General features: G+C 67.9%; 16 protein-coding genes and 2 pseudogenes. 10 read left to right on the top strand and 8 right to left on the bottom strand.

Annotated features, from left to right (window positions below):
- Positions 1-14 precede the first annotated feature (14 nt).
- Entirely contained in the window at positions 15-4,187 is a 4,173-nt protein-coding gene (locus tag OG580_RS35860) for a LamG-like jellyroll fold domain-containing protein (RefSeq protein ID WP_267048240.1), read from the bottom strand.
- Between the two features lie 567 nt (positions 4,188-4,754).
- Positions 4,755-5,522 carry a transposase gene (locus tag OG580_RS35855; protein ID WP_267042792.1) on the bottom strand — a complete coding sequence of 256 codons (768 nt, stop codon included), beginning with the start codon at positions 5,520-5,522 and terminating at the stop codon, positions 4,755-4,757.
- A gap of 45 nt (positions 5,523-5,567) precedes the next feature.
- Between OG580_RS35855 and OG580_RS35850 the strand changes: the two genes are divergently transcribed.
- Positions 5,568-5,885, top strand: coding sequence for a DUF6221 family protein (locus tag OG580_RS35850; RefSeq protein WP_267042791.1), 318 nt, complete (start codon positions 5,568-5,570; stop codon positions 5,883-5,885).
- Between the two features lie 168 nt (positions 5,886-6,053).
- On the top strand, positions 6,054-6,662 hold the full coding sequence (locus tag OG580_RS35845) for a hypothetical protein (protein ID WP_267047829.1): 609 nt from the start codon (positions 6,054-6,056) through the stop codon (positions 6,660-6,662).
- A 20-nt stretch (positions 6,663-6,682) separates the two neighbouring features.
- Here OG580_RS35845 and OG580_RS35840 read toward each other — a convergent pair.
- The 4 genes from OG580_RS35840 to OG580_RS35825 all read right to left on the bottom strand — a co-directional run bounded on the left by OG580_RS35840 (position 6,683) and on the right by OG580_RS35825 (position 9,823).
- Positions 6,683-7,557, bottom strand: a protein-coding gene (locus tag OG580_RS35840) for an IS5 family transposase (RefSeq protein ID WP_267047828.1) whose coding sequence is annotated in 2 segments (ribosomal slippage) — positions 6,683-7,219 and positions 7,222-7,557 — 873 coding nt in all. Because the reading frame shifts where the segments join, the coding sequence is not laid out codon by codon here.
- Positions 7,558-7,601: 44 nt separating this feature from the next.
- Positions 7,602-7,961, bottom strand: coding sequence for an immunity 53 family protein (locus OG580_RS35835; protein WP_267047827.1), 360 nt, complete (start codon positions 7,959-7,961; stop codon positions 7,602-7,604).
- Positions 7,962-8,007: 46 nt separating this feature from the next.
- The gene (locus OG580_RS35830) at positions 8,008-9,129 is read right to left on the bottom strand and encodes an IS630 family transposase (protein ID WP_267047826.1); all 1,122 of its coding nucleotides are present in this window, start codon (positions 9,127-9,129) and stop codon (positions 8,008-8,010) included.
- A 73-nt stretch (positions 9,130-9,202) separates the two neighbouring features.
- Complete coding sequence (locus OG580_RS35825) at positions 9,203-9,823, bottom strand: hypothetical protein (RefSeq protein WP_323182672.1); 621 nt, start codon at positions 9,821-9,823, stop codon at positions 9,203-9,205.
- Between the two features lie 413 nt (positions 9,824-10,236).
- On the opposite strand from OG580_RS35825, the pseudogene OG580_RS36225 reads away from it, so the two are divergent.
- The 3 genes and pseudogenes from OG580_RS36225 to OG580_RS36310 all read left to right on the top strand — a co-directional run.
- Positions 10,237-10,371 (top strand): annotated as a pseudogene (locus OG580_RS36225) (site-specific integrase); the annotation flags it as partial.
- 132 nt (positions 10,372-10,503) lie between these two features.
- Positions 10,504-10,941 (top strand): barstar family protein, encoded by a 438-nt coding sequence (locus OG580_RS35815; RefSeq protein WP_267047824.1) that lies wholly within the window; start codon positions 10,504-10,506, stop codon positions 10,939-10,941.
- A gap of 74 nt (positions 10,942-11,015) precedes the next feature.
- Positions 11,016-11,093: pseudogene (locus tag OG580_RS36310) on the top strand (DUF2188 domain-containing protein); the annotation flags it as partial.
- Positions 11,094-11,220: 127 nt separating this feature from the next.
- Here OG580_RS36310 and OG580_RS35810 read toward each other — a convergent pair.
- The gene (locus tag OG580_RS35810; RefSeq protein WP_267047823.1) at positions 11,221-11,739 is read right to left on the bottom strand and encodes an SMI1/KNR4 family protein; all 519 of its coding nucleotides are present in this window, start codon (positions 11,737-11,739) and stop codon (positions 11,221-11,223) included.
- Between the two features lie 13 nt (positions 11,740-11,752).
- Here OG580_RS35810 and OG580_RS35805 point away from each other — a divergent pair, with 13 nt between their 5' ends.
- Positions 11,753-11,908, top strand: coding sequence for a hypothetical protein (locus OG580_RS35805; protein ID WP_267047822.1), 156 nt, complete (start codon positions 11,753-11,755; stop codon positions 11,906-11,908).
- A gap of 41 nt (positions 11,909-11,949) precedes the next feature.
- Positions 11,950-12,951 (top strand): thioesterase domain-containing protein, encoded by a 1,002-nt coding sequence (locus OG580_RS35800; protein WP_267047821.1) that lies wholly within the window; start codon positions 11,950-11,952, stop codon positions 12,949-12,951.
- Positions 12,952-13,028: 77 nt separating this feature from the next.
- On the opposite strand, the gene OG580_RS35795 is transcribed toward OG580_RS35800, so the two are convergent.
- Positions 13,029-13,418, bottom strand: coding sequence for a hypothetical protein (locus OG580_RS35795; RefSeq protein WP_267047820.1), 390 nt, complete (start codon positions 13,416-13,418; stop codon positions 13,029-13,031).
- Positions 13,419-14,031: 613 nt separating this feature from the next.
- On the opposite strand from OG580_RS35795, the gene OG580_RS35790 reads away from it, so the two are divergent.
- From OG580_RS35790 to OG580_RS35780, 3 genes are all read left to right on the top strand, one after another.
- The gene (locus tag OG580_RS35790; RefSeq protein ID WP_267047819.1) at positions 14,032-14,955 is read left to right on the top strand and encodes a phosphotransferase; all 924 of its coding nucleotides are present in this window, start codon (positions 14,032-14,034) and stop codon (positions 14,953-14,955) included.
- A 300-nt stretch (positions 14,956-15,255) separates the two neighbouring features.
- Positions 15,256-15,468 carry a hypothetical protein gene (locus OG580_RS36305; protein WP_354006211.1) on the top strand — a complete coding sequence of 71 codons (213 nt, stop codon included), beginning with the start codon at positions 15,256-15,258 and terminating at the stop codon, positions 15,466-15,468.
- Between the two features lie 41 nt (positions 15,469-15,509).
- Entirely contained in the window at positions 15,510-17,399 is a 1,890-nt protein-coding gene (locus OG580_RS35780) for an ABC transporter ATP-binding protein (RefSeq protein ID WP_267047818.1), read from the top strand.
- The last annotated feature ends 33 nt before the right edge of the window (positions 17,400-17,432 follow it).

Below are 17,432 nucleotides of genomic sequence, written 5' to 3'. Positions count from 1 at the left end.
GGCGGGCCCGTCGTTCAGCCCAGGGGGACGGTGCTGGGCATGTCCGGCTGTCCTAGTGCGAGGAATGCGACCTGGGTGTCGCTCAGGCTGCCTTGGAATGTCCACAGGTCGGAGACGAGGCCGGACCAGGGGCGGTCCGTTCCCGACTTGGCCCGACCGACCCACAGCGGTTCGACGGCCTTGTAGGTGAGGGTGTTCTCTGCCCACGAGACGCTGACCTCGCAGTCCGGGTCATCGGGTGTGCCGTCGGCGTCGTCGTCCGCACAGGTGGTCTGTTCGAGTTCACCGTTGACGTAGAGGGACAGACGCCGGGCGAATCCGTCGTAGACGAGGGCCAGGTGGGTCCACTCTGTGGGTGTGAAGAACTGCCGGTTGGCGACGGTGGTCTGCTCGGCGGTGGTTCCGTCCGAGGTTGCAGTGATGATCCGCCAGCTGCCGGGGCCGGCTCCGCCGGGGTCGGGTAGGTAGCGGACCGTGAACGCGTCCCTTCGGCTGCCGGGCACGCTGAGTACCGTCGTTGGTGCGCTTGGGGCGGCAGACGCCTGGAACCAGCCCGTCACGCTGAAGCCGAAGCTGGTGTCCACTGGGGTGGCAGACGAGATCGCGTGGTCGTCGACTCCGTCGAGTGTCAGCCCGCCGTCCACCCAGCCGCCCGTGGTCTTCGCTCCGTTTTTCAGGCCGAGGGGGTTGGCGGACACGACGTCGTTCGGGGTGGACGCATTGGTCCCCTCGTCCGCCCTGAACTTCCATCGGCCGGTGACCGTCGGGTTCTGTTTGAAGAGCTGGCGGACCTCATCGCCCGATACGGCCCGGTCGTAGAGCCGGACGGCGTCGACCTCGCCCTTCAGGTGGTTGAGGGTTCCGGTCGACGCGGGGAGGGCCCCCAGGGTCACCGGGCCTGTAGCCGCCCAGGGCGTGGTGAAGGGCTGGGTGTCCGCTAGAGCTCCGTTGATGTACAGCCGTATCTCGGAGGTGTCGTAGTCGTTTACGGCGACGAGATGGGTCCAGGAGCCGATGCAGTTGGCGGTGTTGGGACAGTCCGACTGGGTGGCCCTGGTGACCGCGGCGCCCGGCTGGTCGCCGTGGTGGCGGCTGAAGACCCAGCCGCCCCAGGCCGAGGAGTGGTAGAGCTCGAATCCGCGTCCTGTCTGGCCGCTCTGGGCGACGGCGACCATGGTGCGGTTCTCCTTGTCCTTGGGCAACTTGACCCAGGCGGAGACTGCAAAGCTCTGGAAGGTGTCGAGAACCGGCCGGCCGCTGGTGGCGTAGTCGTCAGCGCCGTCCAGTTTCAGGGCGCGGCCCGCGATTCCCAGCGCTCCGGCGGTCGCCCCGCCCCGGAGCTCGGCGTCGACCTGCTGGGCCGTGCCGATGACTTCTGAGGCCTGGGGTGCCTCATCCATGGGCCAGACCAGCTTGGCCGGGCGGCCGGTGTCCACGGGCTGTTTGGTGGCCAGCCGGCCGACCTGGGAATCGCTCAGCGGATAGTCGAAGAGCTGGACGTCGTCGAGGCTGCCCGTGAAGAAGCTGTTGAGGGCATCGCCGACGGATGTGGCACCGATCATGGTGCGGCCTCGCGCGTCCCAGGGGCCGTCGAACGGGGCTGTACCCACCAGCTTGCCGTCGACGTAGAGCCTCATGATTTTGGGTGTGTTCTCGAAGACACCTGTCACGTGGGTCCACCTGTTCAGGCGGGACGCAGCGCACTGCGTGTCGGTCGCGGCGCAGGCGGGTTGCATGGCTTGGGCCGCGGCGGGATGCGGCGTGTCCGTCTCATGCCGGACGAAGACCCATCCGTGACGGGACGGCGAGAAGTAGAGTTCGAAGGCGGAGCGGTTGAGGCCTGTCTGGGCCACGGCGACCGATCCGAACTCCGGGCGCACCGAGGTCGGTTTTGCCCACACGGACACGGAGAAGCTCTTCGCTGTGTTCAGCACGGGGGCGTCGCTGGCCGCGTAGTCGTCGGTTCCGTCCAGCTCCAGGGCGGTACCGGAGGCTCCCGGCGCGCCGGTGCCTGCCCCGCCGTACAGCGTGGCGGGCCAGTCTCCGCCCCGCCCTGTGGCCTTGGCGGCTCCGTTCGACTCGTCGAGGGGCCAGGACAGCCGGTCGGGCTGGCCGGAGCGTACCCGGAACTGGAAGGTGCGGATCTCGCTGCCGTTGCCGGCGGCGTCGAAGGCCTGGGCGGTGAGGAAGTTGACGCCGGGTTTGGTCGGCATGGTCTTGACGGTCCTCGCGGCACCACCGGACGTGGTCACGCTCAGCTTGGCCGAGGGGTCGCCGTTGATGCCGTACCAGTACTTCACGACGTCCCCGGAGCCCGAGTCCATGCTGAAGGAGCCGTAGCGTCCGACGCCGTCCACCCAGGGGTCGTTCGGGTCCTCCGGGTTCGATTGCGGGTAGTGGGGCGACGAGATCACCGGTCCGCTAGGGACAGTGGCGTCGTACACCATGGAGCAGGTTGTCGCTGATCCGGCCGAAGACCATGGCGACCACTGTGCGCCGTCCCAGGATCGGGCGGACCAGCCGATGGTCCTGTTCTGGGGGATCGTCGAAGGCATGGCGACGGTGAACGAGGAACCCGATGCCTTGGCGGTGGTCCTTGTCGAGGTCCAGCGGGTCACGAATCCCTTGCCGTCACCGGAGTCCCAGGCCGCGTTGAACTGGACGGACACCGAGTCCTTGTCGGGGTCGGTGACCCCGTTCACGGTCAGTTTCGGTACGGAGCGGACTCTCTTGGGGTTGCTGGGGGAACCGCAGGCGCCGCCGGGATCCTGGGTCAGCTGGGAGGTCTTGATCTGCCCGGGAGGCCGGTTGTACTGCACCCGGAGGTAGGCGTCGTCGGAGAATCTCTTCCAGGCGTAGGGATCGGTCTCGCTCGCCGCCCGCAGGCCGAAGGTTATGGTCGACGCACTGTTGTTCGCGGCCTGCTGTACCGCAGCTTTCACGTCGAATTCTGCGTCCCGGTCCCCGCAGCCCTCGTATCCGTAGGCAAAGGACGGGTTGGCCAGTCGGTCGATCCAGAATTCGTCGTTGTCCTGGGAATTCCACGTCGTGGACGAGGAAATACCCTTTGTCTTCCATAGTTCGACGGTCCGCGGCGAGCAGGACGCCGACCATGTGTTGCGCACGACGAACTCCGCGGAAAGCACCGTCTTGCCCGCGTAGGTCGTGGTCGGCAACTGGTAGAAGAGACGCTTAGTGTCGTGCGGCATGCAGTAGGCCCAGCCGCAGTAACCCAAGCCGGCGTCGGGTTCGCCGTTGAACTTCCACTGGGGCGAGGAGGCCCAGTACTTCGAGGCCATCGTCCACGCGGTCGCCTTCGGCGAGTACCACTGCGGATCGATGTAGACCGGATACTCCGTGTCGGCCCCGGCAAGGACCTCGGGGTCCGGAGTGAGGAGCAGTTCGTTGCCTCCGTCCGTGAGTTCCACATCCAGCGGGGCCAGGCGGCCGGACTCAGCGGCGCCCGGTTCGGGGTCTGTGCTCTGTTGAGTCCCGGCCCCCGGCTCATCGGCCACGGTGGTCCGCTGCGCCGGAGCGCTGGTGACGGGCAGCTGGGCCGGGCCGTCGCTGGAGTCCCACATCATGGGCGTGGCTGCCTCGAAGACCGTGCCGCCCGATCCCGTGTCGGTGGCCTGCAGTCCGCCCTGCTCGGTCTCCCGCACCGCCATTCCTTCAGCGGCGAGCCCCATCCGCAGGGTCGCAAGCGCCGGGTTCTTCGCTCCTTGGGCCGATTTAACGACCAGGAGCTGGGTGAACCCTTCCGGTCGCGCCGCCAGCCGGAGATCTACGTCCGGCAGCAGGTTCACATAGGTAGCGGTGTCCCCACTCAGTTCCGGGGCCGGCACCTGCCCGGGCCAGGAGAGTTCGAGTGTCCGTCCGGTCCGCTCCAAGCGGACGAGGGGCCCTTCGCCACCAGCGGAGAACTCCAGCCCCACCGCCGCGGTCCTTGGGGACACCACTCCGGCATCCGTCGTCGCCAGTGTCGTGTCGATGTCCTGCCACTGGCCGTCGACCCGGGTCCGCACGGGCCGCAGGTGCTCGCGCGCTTCCAACGTTCCCGCAGGAGTAGCGAAGACCTCACGGCTCTCGCCGCGGAGGGCGAGCACCTCCACCTTCTCGCCGGTACGGCGCGCCTGAGCCAGCGCTGCCTCTTCCGTCACCGGCGGCGTGTCCGGCGGCGCGGTCATCTCCACGCCGCCGATAGACACCCCCCGGTCCACCGCCGCGGCCGGCACGGCCACGACGCCCGCCGACAACGACGCGACAGCCAGGACGGCCGTCGCGCACCACGCATTTCTCCGTCGTCCTCGCAGGCGTAAGCGCCTGCGCTCCCATCGATGCATCCCGCCCCCTCTTGGCACCCTTAGCGATCACCAAGTGATCGTCAACGCTCATCAAAGAGAGCCAAGTCAGGAACTGCAGGGACATCACGAAACAGCATTCACACCAAAACAGTCACACCTCTCAATGCGGCATATGACTTGAATCACCTTCATGAAAGGAAGCGAGATTCTTCATGAACTTCAAGAAACGCCCCGACAACAGGAAGGGCAGCACAGGGCAGGTACACGCGATCGGCAGGAGGCCGATCCCATTCACCTCCCGCTAAGCGCTTGGCCACAGGTTCGAGTCCTGCTGGGGTGCCACCGAAGCCGCAGCAGACAGGCGGCCTTTCCACAGGTCAGGCTAAGTCCTGTCCCGTAAATGATCTCTGAGCCGTGTGGACGTGGTCGGTGACCAACCCGACTGCCCGTCTATCCGGCGAGGTTGAGGTTGTGGAGTCGGGCGATTCCGAGCATGGCGTGGTGGACGCCGTCACCCTTGAGGCGGCAGTCGCGGAGGATCTTCCAGGTCTTCATGCGTGCGAAGACGTGCTCGACGCGGGCTCGGACCTGTTTGTGGGATTTGTTGTGGGCCTGTTTCCAGTCGGGCAGCTCTTCGCCTTTGCGGCGGCGGTGGGGCATGACGAGCCCGGTGCCTGGATAGCCGCCGTCGGCGATCGTCGTGGTCGTGCCGACGGCGGCCTTCGCACCGGACTCCTCCCACGCCTTGCAGTCGTTGCGGTTGCCGGGCAGCGGCCGGCCGACCAGCACGACGAGCCGGGTGTCAGCGTCGATGACAACCTGGTGGTTGGTGGAGTACCGGTAGTTCTTGGACTGCTCGGCGATGGTGTGATCGCGGGTGGGCACCAGAGTGCCGTCCACGATGAGCACGGTGTCCTTGCGGAATCGCTTGCGGGGCTGCAGCGCGAGCGACGGGCCGAGGTCATCGATGATGCGGTCGGCCGCGGACTTCGAGATCCCGAAGAGCGGGGCAAGCTGGCGCAACGTGAGGTTCGTGCGCCAGTACGCCGCGACAAGCAGCACCCGGTCTTCCAGCGGAAGGGACCACGGGCGGCCCTTGCGCACCGGATCCGCACCCTCGCGGCGCAGTTCAGTCACCAACTTGCCGAAGACACGTGGGCTCAGCCCCGTGAACGGGGTTATCCAGGACGACTCCGACGCCGTGATCACACCAGACACCACAAGATCGTTTCATGGTGCCGACACAACGTCGAGAATGCTCCCATGACTGAAAAGCTGGTGAAGTTTCTCAAGGCGCGGCTCGACGAGGAGGCCGACTTGGCACGACGCTGCGACGGCGACGGATGCGGGGAATGGTCTGCCCACGGACACACGGTCGACTTCTGCCAGGTTGACCTCTCCGGATTCCACCCCACGATTGCTCTGCATGTGGCACTGCACGACCCGGCCCGCGTCCTACGCGAGGTCGAAGCCAAGCGGCGCATCCTGGCCCGTCACGCCCGCGACCCCTGGCCGTGCCACGACCTACGTGACCTTGCCTCGCCTTACGCCGACCATCCTGACTTCCCCGCACGGGCCTGAAGCGGGGCAGGACACGAGCAGAGGGCCCAGCAAGGCCGCGTGCTGGACCGCGCGTCGCCCTCTGAAGATCGTTTACGGGACAGCCCTTAGGCCCTGTTGTGAAAGTGCTGGTCACAGGCATTCGAAACGCAAATGCTGGCCAACATCGACGTGTGACAGGGTGCTCACATGTCCAACGGCGTCTCCTATCCCGTCTTCCGCACGTCCGACCCGGCAGCGGCCCTCGCCACGGGGCGCCGGCTCCTCGCGCTGGGCGATCGGGGCTATGCCCAGGTATCGGTGGACGTGGAGCTCTGCACGGTCGCGGAGGTGTTGGAACTGCGTCAGGTGCTGCCGGACGCCTGGTTCCGCACGGAGAACGAAGAGCTCTGGGCGAGGGAGTTTGATGCGCAGGCAGGCTTGCGGTGCGACTGGCACGCGGCCGAGCTTTCTGAGGATGCGGATGGCCTCGTTCCCCTGCTCCCGCTCTGGGCGTCGATGCTGGACCAGCCGGTCGGCAGCCTCGAGGACGCCTTCACCGCGTTGGTTGGTGCGAGATACGCCTCAATCCACTGGGACCAGGTGATCTGGCCGGCGGTGCCAGAGCACGGGTACGACGGGCGGGTCAATCACGACGGGGTCACCCTCGTCTTCAACTGCGACGACGCAGGAACCACCCGACAAATCGGGACCCACACTGTATGCGTCGACGTCCACAAGAACGGGGACTCACAGAGCTACGCCGCCTGGCTGGCCGGGCAGATCGGCCAGGCGGTCATCGGCCCGCCGTACGATTAGGGGCCGTGTGAAAGTGCTGGTCACAGCCATTCGTTGATGGCTGCGACCAGCACGGTCGCTTCGAAGCGGACGGCAAGTTTGTCGTAACGAGTGGCGACAGCCCGGTGGCGCTTGAGCCGGTTGATCCCGCACTCCACAGCGTGCCGCTGCTTGTAGTCGTCCTTGTCGAACTTTGGCGGCCGACCTCCGCGCGATCCGCGACCCAGGCGGTTGCGGACCCGGTCCACCGGGACCGGGATGGTGGCCTTAATCCCGCGTCTACGCAGGTAGGAACGGTTACTGCGGGAGTCGTACGCCTTGTCTGCCCGCACCCGATCCGGCCGCTTGCGCGGCCTGCCGAGCCCGAGCCGGGGCACCCGGATCGCTTCCAGGACTGGCTCGAACTGCGGAGAGTCACCCCGCTGCCCGGCCGTGATCACTACCGACAAGGGCTTCTGCCCCTGCTCGACGGCAAGGTGGATCTTGCTGGTCAGGCCGCCCCGGGAACGTCCAAGGCCGTGGTCGGCCGGCTCGGCACAGACTCCGCCGGGCGGCTCCTTCTGGAGATCCCCCTTTTCACCGCTCCGGCGGCTTGCTGGTGGGCCCGGCAGACGGTCGAGTCGACGTTCACCTTCCAGGTGATCAGGCCCTTCGCATCCGCCTCGGCCTGAAGCTGGGTGAGGATCCTGGCCCAGGTCCCGTCCCGCTGCCAACGCCGGAACAGGTCGTAGATCCGGTCCCACGGCCCATACCGTTCCGGCACATCCCGCCACGGGGCGCCCGTCCGGGTCCGCCACCGAATGCCATCCATCAACTGCCGCCGCGTCCATACCTGCGGCCTGCCCGGCTTGATGCCCTGTGGCAGCAGCGGCTCAAGCCGGGCCCACTGGTCGTTCGTCAGATCCCCACGTCCCACAACGAGTGATCATCAACGAACAAGATCCACTTTCGCAACAGGCCCTAGTGCTCTGACCGGGAAGGTTTACCGGGTTGAGGGTCTCCCGCTGTCCTGCGCGGGGTCTTCTCGGTCGCCCAGGAGCGGAACATCGTGAGGGCCTCGGTGAGGTTGCCGGGGCCGCAAGCAGCGTGGAAAACCTTGTCGGATGTCCATGCCGAGACCCAGTCGTGCGTGGTGCGTTCGACATCCTGACGCGGGTATTCGTGCTCTTCGAGGTCCGTTTCCTCTAGATCTATGCGGACTGTCCAGCCTGGGTTGTCAAGCGTGTCGATCTTCACGCCCCACTCGTGCTCCCAGTCACCGTCGCACTGCTCCATATACCAGTCCTGCAGCCAGCCAAGGACATGTCCGGAATCGCTCATGGCAGGGATGCTAAGCCTGGGGTTCGGAAGGTTTGGGGTCGGAGTGTCAGGCTGCGGTCGGTAGTGGTCTGCCGCCCCAGCGGATGCCCCGTTCGCTGCGGATGCGTGCGCGTTCGCGTCGTTGGGCGGCCAGGACGTCGGGGTGGCGGGCGTTGTTGTTCCGCCAGCGCAGGTAGGCGTGCAGGGCCCGGGTCTGGACGGTGTGGTTCGGATGGTGGGAGTTGGCCAGGGTGAACTGCCGAAGCGGCCCGAAGTGGGCCTCGATGGGGTTGGCCCAGGACGCGTAGGTGGGTGTGAAGCACAACTCGACCTTGTTCTTCGCCGCCCATCTGCGGATTCTCCAGTTCAGGTGGGCGGAGAGGTTGTCGAGGATCACGTAGATCGGGGCGCCGTCCGGGCGGGCGGCTCGGATCGTTCGCAGGGCGGCCCAGGTGTGATCGATGCCCTTGCGGCGCCGGTTGATCCCCCACAGCTTGTCGTCGCCGACGGAGTAGCAACCGTGGAAGTAGGTGATGCCGTGGGTGCGGCGGTAGGTGGCCGGCAGTCGGTCGGGGTGGCTCTGTTCGGCCCAGCAGGAGCCGGCGGTGGGGCGGATACCCAGCGGTCCGAACTCATCGAAGGCGAACGTGCGGTCCGGCCGCTCGTTGACCGCGTACTCGATCCGGGCGAGCTTGGCGTCGAAGGCCGGGTCTGGGGATTCCTTCCAGGTCTTCGTCCGCTGGAAGGTGATCCCGCGGCGGGCCAGTAAGCACTGCAGGGCCTCGCGGCCGATGCGGACGGGCCTGGCGATGTTGCGGCGCAGGTGGTCGGCGAGTTTGCGGATCGACCAGCGGGTGAAGGGCTTGCCCAACATGGTCGGGCGGGTGGTGGCCGTCTGGATGACGAAGTCCTCGTCGTCATGGTTCAGCAGGCGGGGACGGCCTCCCGCCCACTGAGGGTTCAGGCATGCGAGCCCGATCTCGTTGAAGCGGTGGATCACGTCGCGGACGGTGTCCTCGTCCGCCTGGACCAGCCGCGCGATCACCGGGACAGTGCTGCCGCCGGCCGAGGCCAGCAGCATCGTCGCCCGCCGGAACCGCACCGAGCTGGTACTGCCCCGCCGAACGATGTGCTGGAGCTTCTGTCCCTCCTGCTCCGTCAGCCTGCGGACCTTGACCGGTGGTGCCATCCCGCCTCCCCTGCTGGTTGGAAGCGACATCGCTTCCAACCAGCACAACGAGCAACCCGGTGAACCTATGCGGTCACAGCACTAGGTCCAGTGCCCGGGCCAAGGCGGCCGTGACGGGGGCGGCGTGTGTCGGCAGGTGTTGTTCGGCCCAGGTTCCGGCGAGGCTGAGGAAGTCCTGCAAGTCCGCCTGGGCACCGGTGACGAGCGCGCGCACCTGGTCCACCGGCAGCTCGATCACCGGGCTGCCGTCCTTCGCGTGGGCGTCGAGAGTCAGCCGGACGGTGTCGCCGACACGTTCGGCCGCCGAGGACGGGTCGTGGCCGAAGTAGGAGCAGCCGGTGCCGTCTAGCACCTCCCGCCAGTCCCGCCAGGTCTCCAGGCCGTTGCAGCAGCCCGGCTCGACGAAGACGGTGTCGGTGGCTATGTCGGTCACCCGGAACCCGCCGGCGGCGAACAGGTCGGGCATGGTGAGCAGCCCGTGCAGGAACGCGCCGAGCGGGTCGGTCGGGCACAGCCCGTGCTCCTCCTCCGGCCCGAAGTCGTTGCAGTCGGCGATCCGCATAACCGCCGTGCCGACCTCCGCCGGAGTCAGTTCCCCGTCCAGCACGAGGTAGCCGTACGACTCGTGCTCGCCAACCGGCCAGAGCGCGAAGTCGTCGGCAGCGAAGATCTCCAGAACGGGTTGCATCACCATCACGCAAGGATGATGCCGGACCCGCTGCGACACCGCCACGGGCTTTCGCTGCGGCATCGGGCTCGACGGGTGCCCGCTACCTGGGCAGTTTCGCGGTTCGCTCCGGGTAGGCAGTGCCGACCTCGATCGGCTGCCCGAGGACGGTGGCCAGCCGTGCCGCCCCCCGGGTCGGCGCGGTCGTCCAGGAGCTCGCGCTCGATGCGCTCGGCGTCCGGGTGCCGGCTCTGCCCGTACCGGTGTCGGGCGTTCGAACCTGTACAGGCGAGTGGAGGAGTTCGAGCACCTGGTGGACGATGCGAGAGCTGGCCGACGGCGAGACCGCCGCCTTGCTCGCCAGCAACGTACGAGTGCCACAGAGAGCTCCCGGTCGCCTCACGGCGACAGAACGTGAGCGCGCAGGAAGAAGCCCCACGAGGAACAGTGGCCAGCTGCGCGCCCTGCTGGACCGACACACCTGCGTCGGCGGCGGGGAAGGCACCGGCTGGGACCCGCACGAGTTCCGTCACTCCGGCCTGACCCACCTCGGCGAGCAGGACGCCTCCCTGCTGCCCGGCGGGCTGCTGGGGGCCTTCGCCGGCCAGTTGCCTTAACGACCGAGTCGCTGCCCGGGCGCAGGCCGATCACCCGCCGACCAGCGGGAGCAATCCGGACCGGGAGAACGCACCGGTACGGTTCTGAGCATGGTGATCGACAGAGGCTTTCACGAGGTTTCTGGCGCGGACATTCCCGGGATACTCGACGAAGCCGCCCGCCAGGGCGTACCCGTGTTCACGCTCGCCACTGCCGGGCGGACCGACAAGGAGGCGTTCTTCGGGGCCGTGCGGGAGGCACTCCCATTGGACCCGTCACTCGGGACCTTCCGCATGGTGTGGGACGCCCTCTCTGATTCGGTCTGGGGCGGGCTCCACGAGCTGAAGTCTCCTCGCGTGGTCATCGTCTGGCCCGACGCCCGGCCCGTTGCGGGCGCCGAGGGCGATTTCTGGATCGCGCTGAGCATCCTCCGCGACGTGGCCGCATCCCTCGCTGAAGCCCGGGACACCAGCGGAAGGCCGACCCAGGTCTCCGTCTACGTTGCCCCGGCCCCAAGCGGCGGAGAAGCAGCGCTGGCGGAGGGCTGAGCGGCTGGCAGGTCGAGGGCCGGGAAGGCCGCCGGCTGCTGCACGAGCCGCACCGGACGTAGAAGGACGCGTTCGGCTCCGCACGCCAGCGGGCCAAGGAACACACACCCTCGCAGGTCATCGTCCACGCCCAGGACGGGCACATCCGCACCGCATACACCTACGGCGCCCCTCCGCCATCCCCAGACGAACGCGGCCGCAACGCAGGACGCGGGGGCGTCTTCTTGAGGGCCCGGCTGCTGCCCCACCACCCCTCACACGACCGCCTCTGGATACTGCTCAGTCCTCACCGATCACTTGCAGCGCTTCGTCCCAGACGTTGCCTCCGTCTGCCCAGGTCCAGAGCCAGTGGCGCAGCGAGGACGCCGCGTAACGCAGGCCGTCGTGAGGTTCCTGTCCCCGGTCCGGATCCCATCCGTCAGCGTCGTAGAGCAGTACGGGGTGGTCGACCGCTATGAGCGAGACGTACCACTCCATGGTGCAGCCGCCGCCCGTGAGGTAGAGCCACGACCTGGGCGGTGCCCAGCCGGGGCGCTGGTCGTGGACGGTCAGCGCACAATGCCAGTCCGTCAGATAGCCGGGCGGTCGGCGGCCCTCCGTCAGCGACGCGAGACCGCCTTCTGGTCCGAATCCGCCGTCACCGATCTCGGTGTAGATGCGCCGGAGCAGGTCGGGCAGGCGATACCCAATCTTCCGTTCCGCGCGCTTGACCTCCGCCGGTGTGACGGAGGAGAAATCCGTCGGACTGTGGCTCGTGGACGAGGAGGGTGCCGGGGCGGGCCAGCTGCTCGCCGCCACGCGCCGGATCGACTTGGAAGCGCAGCAGGGCCCGCTGTCCGGGGCACTGGGCGTCCTGCAGTGCCCCGCTGCGGGTGCCCATCTGGAGAGCGACGCCACCGGGAACGTGCTCGCCACGGCTGGAGGTCCTCACCACGACGCGGCAGCCGCTCTGCTGCTGACCCCTTGACCGACCACTCGTCCATCCACATGGGAGCTTGAGGAACACCAATGACCACTGCGTCCGTGAACATCGAGGATCTCCGCGCTCTGATAGCCGGCGTACTGGAGATCGAACCCGAGGAGGTCACCGACGAGGCGCACTTCTCCGACGAGCTCGAGATCGACTCGCTGCTGATGCTCAAGATCTCCACCCGCGTGGAGACTACGTTCGGCATCCCGGAGAACACCGTGGTCATCAGCGGTGCCAAGACCCTCGCCAAACTGCACGTCTTCGTCGTCTCGAAGCTCGTCGGCGAGACGTCTGCCGGCCCGGTCATCCGCCCGAGGCCGCTGAGCGACCCGGCGGCGCGCCTGTTCCTGTTCCACCACGCCGGCGGCTCACACCTGCTCTATCGGGGCTGGGCGGCACACTTCCCCCAGGATTGGGAGCTCTGCCTCCTGGAGGCCCCGGGCCGCGGCCAGCTGCAGGCATTGCCGCTGATCGACGACTGCGACCGGCCGGTCGACTACTTCCACACCGCTATCGCTCCCTTGCTCGACCGGCCCTTCGGGTTCTTCGGCCACAGCATGGGCTCACTCATCGCCTACCAGCTCACCCGGCGACTTCACCACGAGGGGGACCCGCTCCCGGACTGGCTGGGCGTGTCCGCCTACGGCGCCCCGCGAGTCGAGGCCAGCGCCGACGGCCGCCCTCACCTGATGTCCGACGAGCAACTGCGCGGCTGGCTGCGGGACGTGGGCGGCAGCCAGCCACAGCTCCTCGACAACGACGACGTCTGGCGCACGTTCGCCCCGGTCTTCCGTGACGACTTCAAACTCCTGGACACCTGGGCTCCTCCCCGCGCCCCCGAACCGCTGCCCGTTCCGCTCTCGGTATTCGGGGGCCACCGCGACAGGCTGATCGGCGAGGACCGTCTGCTCTCCTGGCAGGCGTTCACCACGTACTTCCGCGGACTCGAGAGGTACGAGGGTGACCACTTCTACTTGATGAACCACCGGCGGCCGCTCGCTGCCGCCATAACGGCCGCGATGCGTTCCGCCGCTGCTTGAGCTCGCTTCCACCGCCACGCCACCCGCTAGATGATCAATTCCAAGGGGGTACCTGCGGAGGGTGTGGGGGTGGGCCCTCAGGCGCCGGGGTCGACTTCGGGGTGCGTGAACCGCACGGGCCTGCCCAGCGACCGGGCGTAGGCGATTTCGGCTCGGGTGCTGTCTCCGATGTAGTCGCCGACTACGAGCACCTCATCAGCGAGCAGGATCTTCGACCGGTGCAGTTCGTCGAGTCGAACCTTCAGCGCCTCAGCCTCGACAGGATCGGACCAAAGTTCGTGCGGCGACTTCAGATCGCAACCCGGCTTGACGACAATCCTCCCGGCCTTGGTCTCCCGCACATCGGCCTCAGCCATCTCGTCCATGAAACGAGTGGAGCCGCAAATAGCAACAATACGCGGGAAGCCCAACTGCTTCTTCGCCTCGGCGAGCTTCTCCACGAGGGTGATCAATTGCGGGGATGACACTGGTTCCTCCTGGTGGTGCGGCCCGAGGGATGCCTGCGGAAACGAGAACGAAGGTGTCCAAGATCATTCTTGGTGAACGACGTGGACCCCCGCGCGCCCGCACTCTAATGCGACGAGCATCCCTACCTGGTGCCGCAGCGCCCGCCGGCCGGCCCTACGCCCCTGTGCGATGCCGGACTGGTCACCCTCGCCACGAAAAGCCGGTGTCGGTTACCGCGTTCACCGCCTCGATCAGCCGATTCACGCGGCAGGGCGCCGCGGTGACGGCTTGGTCGGCCGGTCCCCTGCCGGCTGGTGGTGCCGGGTCGGGCTCGGGTACTGCCACAACCCGAACGAGGGAGGCGCAATCAGATGACCGCATTGACGGAGCGTTGTCCGTCGGCGATCTTGCGCCCGGCTGCACCCGGCGCGGCCCGCCGCGGCTCGCTGAGCACCTGGCGGCCGCGGTTCGTGCCCGCGTCCTGATCGACCCGACCACCTGCCGCCCGCTCATCATCTGACGACTATCGCTGCGTTTCGACGGGGAGACCATGTCCACCGCATCTCACCAGCCCGCCACCAAGCCTGTTGCCGCGCCTTCCACACCCGGCCGTACCGCGGAGGGGAGCAGATCATGGCGGTCGCCGACACGCTGGTGCTCGCGTACGGACTGAACCCGGCAGAAGTAACGCGCATCCCGGAGGGCACCTCGACGGACAACTACGCCATCGCGGACCAGACGGGTAGGCGGCACTTCGTCAAGGTCTATCGCACTCGAGATCGCCTGGACCTGGAGCGGGCATCGGTCGAACTGTCCGAGTTCGCCGCCGACGGAGGTGTCGCGACCGCGCGGGCAATTCGCACGCGCGAGCACGAACTCATCGAGACCCGCGGCCGTCTGCTGATGTCCCTGTGGTCGTACGTGCCGCACACCGAGACTGCCGAGGGCACTCTGACGGGTGCACGGTGGGCAGCGGTCGGCGCAGCGATGGGCCGTCTCCACAGCCGACTCGCCGCTCACCCCTCCGCCGCACCCACCTTGGAACCTGGTGCCGCGGTGTGCGACGTGGCTGCCGCACGTGACCGCTTCAAGAGTCTGATTCTCGCGTACGAGCACATGCCCAGGCTTGGGGAGTTCGAGGCATCGGCTCTGCAGGCGGCGCGTGAGCGACAAGCCGTCTTGGGGGACGTCGAGCGTATTCTTGCGTCGCTTCCACAGCTGACGGTCCAGGTCATGCACGGCGACCTGGCAGGTCCCAACGTCCTGTTGCAGAACGACGATGTCGCCGCGATCGTGGACTTCGGACCACCCACGCCTGGGTACCTGGCCTGGGAGATCGTGCGTCTTGACTGTGACCCAAGAGCGTCCTGTCCAACGGTGTGGAGAGCCGGCTCAAGGGATACACCGATCTCGCCCTGGCCTATCGAGACGCCAACCCTAAGGCGCCCGCGGACGACCTCTTGTCCTCGCTTCGTGTCGGCTGTGCAGCCAAGCTCTGCTCGGCCTTCCGTTGTCGGCACCAGTGGAACGACCGCACCTCGTCGACGCTGCACTTGAGTCCTACGCGCGGGCACGGCACGAGGCAGTTCTGATGCTGCTGGACCGGCTACCTGTCTTGGAGGAGGCCCTGCGTAACGCTCTTCGCTGAGTTCATGACCCTCATGGCCACGCAAGCCGCAGGCCCGGCCCTGGCCGGCGGCCTCGGCGTCCTGCACCGGGCCTGCACCCCCGCCCGCCTCAACACGGTCAAGAACACCTCCGTCCCGGACACCGCGCGGCTGGCCACCGTCGACGGTGACGGCCGACTGCGCGGCGGCCGCGGTCGGGGTCACCGGCAACGGGAAGGAGCGGGCCGCGATGCTCGTCGACCACGGCGTCGACGCGCTCGTCGTGGACGTCGCCCACGGGCACGCGCGGACACCACTGTCGGCGATTCGGCCAACCGCTCTGTTCCACAGACCTGTTGCGGGGATTGGGTCCGTGCATTCTCCATACGGCTCCGGCCGCGCTATCTCGGGAAATCCGAAGCGACTCAAATACACCAGTTCGATATCTCGGCTTGGTCGTTGAGCCTCACGACGACGCCGGACGACCGTTTAGGGGGACCCGCCTTGACCTCGGCCGCAACGAACGAACAGCAGAAGACCGTGCCTCCGCCGCCCCTGCCAGCGGAGATCACGTACAGCGGGCAGTACTCCGTCAATCCGCTCGCCGAGGTCTCCTTCCGGCGGATGTGCGCCCAGATCCCGGCCGTCCTGGGCCGGATCGCGCGGCTCTCGTGGCGGACCGACCGGCGGGCCGTGCAGCTCCTGCTCGGCTGCCAGGTGGTCACAGGCGTCTCTGCGGCCGTACTGCTGGCCGCCACGGCCCGCGCCATGGCACCGGTCCTCGGGGACGGCACCGCCGGCGAGCGGCTGCGCGGCGCCGTGCCGGCGCTGCTGGTGGTGGCGCTCGCCGCCGCGCTGGCACGCGCGGCGGGGGCGGTCGCCGCGTACGCCGAGCGGCGGATCACTCCGCGGCTGACCACGGAGACGGACACCGCGCTGGTCGAGGCGGTGTGCCGCGTTGAGGCCTCGGCCTACGCGGAGGACGGCTTCTCGGACCGGCATGAGGCGGCCGAGATGGGGGTGATCCGTACGCACGTCATGGTCACCGACGCTCAGCGGTTCCTGTCCGCGCTGATCCGCATGCTCACCGCCGGCGGCGTGCTGTCGGTGCTGAACCCGTGGATGTTGCCGCCGCTTCTGCTCGCGGTGCTGCCGGCCGGCGTCGGCGCCGTGCTGACCGCCCGGGTCGACTACGAGATCCACTACGCCAACATCGCCGACCGCAACGTGCGCGGCATGATGCGCTGGTGGGCGACCGAGTCGAAGTACGGCGACGAGGTCCGCGCCAACTCAATGACGGACTACCTCATCTTCTGGTACCGGGCCCTGTCCGACCGGTGCGACCGGCGCACCCTGGCCGCCGCGCCGCGGACCCTGCGGATCGCCCTGCTCTCCGCGCTGGCCGGCGGTGTCTTCCTCGTCGCGACCTGGGGCGCGTTGGCGTGGCTGGCGGTCTCCGGCCGGGCCGAGCTCGCGGTCGCGGCGACGGCGGTCATCGCCGTGCAGACCACGCTCGCCGCGCTGTCCCAGGTGGTCATCAACGGCGCCGCGGTCTTCCACACCAGCCTGTACCTCAGTGACATGCAGGCCTTCCTCGACGATGCCGCCGCCCGCGCTCCCAAGCGCGGCCCCCGCGCCCATGCCGCGCCGACCGAGGAGATCCGGCTCGAGGAGGTCGTCTACCAGTACCCGGGCAAGGACAAGCCCGCCGTGGACGGTGTCTCGCTCGCTCTGCAGCGCGGGCAAATCCTCGCGATCGTCGGTGCGAACGGGTCGGGGAAGTCCACGCTCACCCGGCTGCTGACCGGGATCTACCTGCCCGACAAGGGCACGGTCACGTGGAACGGCACCGACCTTGCCGAGATGGACCCCGCCACGGTGTGGGCGAACACCGGCCTGGTGCCGCAGATCTTCGCCCAGTGGCCGCTGCGGGTCCGCGAGAACGTCACCCTCGGCCAGCCCCGCACCGACGACGACGCCCCCGTGTGGGAGGCCGTCGACGCGGTCGGCCTGCGCGAGGCCGTCGAAGACCTGCCCGCCGGTCTCGACACCCTCCTGGCCCGCGACGTCTTCGGCGGCTCGGAACTCTCCGGCGGGCAGTGGCAGCGCATCGCCTGTTCAAGGGCCCTGTACAGGCGCCCGGGGCTGCTCATCCTCGACGAGCCCACCTCCCAGATGGACCCCCGCGGCGAGCACCAGATCTTCGAGCAGATCAAGGCCATCGCCGCGGACCGCATCACGATCATGGTCACCCACCGCCTGGAGAACACCAAGATCGCCGACCACATCATCGTGATGGAGCACGGCCGGATCACCGAACAGGGCCGGTACGACGACCTCGTCCACGCCGGCGGGACTTTCGCCGAACTGCTGGAACTCTCCCAGGACCGCTGACCGATCACGCCCCGTCACGTACGTCCCCTCGCT

Source organism: Streptomyces sp. NBC_00094 (genome assembly GCF_026343125.1).
Lineage (GTDB): Bacteria > Actinomycetota > Actinomycetes > Streptomycetales > Streptomycetaceae > Streptomyces.
This window is presented reverse-complemented; position numbering and strand designations above follow the sequence as displayed.

Bases quoted from the DNA above. Each gene is read 5' to 3' on its own strand.
- OG580_RS35860 (WP_267048240.1), bottom strand. From the start codon at position 4,187: ATGACCGCGCCGCCGGACACGCCGCCGGTGACGGAAGAGGCAGCGCTG.
- OG580_RS35850 (WP_267042791.1), top strand. From the start codon at position 5,568: ATGACTGAAAAGCTGGTGAAGTTTCTCAAGGCGCGGCTCGACGAGGAG.
- OG580_RS35845 (WP_267047829.1), top strand. From the start codon at position 6,054: ATGTCCAACGGCGTCTCCTATCCCGTCTTCCGCACGTCCGACCCGGCA.
- OG580_RS35835 (WP_267047827.1), bottom strand. From the start codon at position 7,961: ATGAGCGATTCCGGACATGTCCTTGGCTGGCTGCAGGACTGGTATATG.
- OG580_RS35830 (WP_267047826.1), bottom strand. From the start codon at position 9,129: ATGGCACCACCGGTCAAGGTCCGCAGGCTGACGGAGCAGGAGGGACAG.
- OG580_RS35825 (WP_323182672.1), bottom strand. From the start codon at position 9,823: ATGGTGATGCAACCCGTTCTGGAGATCTTCGCTGCCGACGACTTCGCG.
- OG580_RS35815 (WP_267047824.1), top strand. From the start codon at position 10,504: ATGGTGATCGACAGAGGCTTTCACGAGGTTTCTGGCGCGGACATTCCC.
- OG580_RS35800 (WP_267047821.1), top strand. From the start codon at position 11,950: ATGACCACTGCGTCCGTGAACATCGAGGATCTCCGCGCTCTGATAGCC.
- OG580_RS35790 (WP_267047819.1), top strand. From the start codon at position 14,032: ATGGCGGTCGCCGACACGCTGGTGCTCGCGTACGGACTGAACCCGGCA.
- OG580_RS36305 (WP_354006211.1), top strand. From the start codon at position 15,256: ATGCTCGTCGACCACGGCGTCGACGCGCTCGTCGTGGACGTCGCCCAC.